Source organism: Paenibacillus sp. J53TS2, assembly GCF_018403305.1.
Classification (GTDB): domain Bacteria; phylum Bacillota; class Bacilli; order Paenibacillales; family Paenibacillaceae; genus Fontibacillus; species Fontibacillus rhizolycopersici.
The window spans coordinates 1-255 of the sequence record NZ_BOSK01000048.1; the positions used below are offsets into that span (position 1 = coordinate 1).

General features: G+C 49.8%; 2 rRNA genes. Both read left to right on the forward strand.

The features are described from left to right. Positions 1-123: ribosomal RNA gene (locus KJS42_RS23015) — 23S ribosomal RNA — on the forward strand; the annotation flags it as partial. 58 nt (positions 124-181) lie between these two features. Then, positions 182-255 (forward strand): 5S ribosomal RNA (rrf, locus tag KJS42_RS23020); the annotation flags it as partial.

Genomic DNA, 255 nt, shown 5'->3' on the forward strand with positions numbered 1-255 from the left:
CCCCTCAAGATGAGATTTCCCAATTAGTAAGACCCCTTGAAGACGACGAGGTTGATAGGCCTGAGGTGGAAGTGCAGCAATGTATGGAGCTGACAGGTACTAATCGGTCGAGGGCTTATCCAAATATTTAAAACAGCAAATTCGTTTCGTATCCAGTTTTCAAGGATTAAACCTTGAACCGTTTGGTGGCGATGGCGGAGGGGTTCCACACGTACCCATCCCGAACACGACCGTTAAGCCCTCCAGCGCCGATGG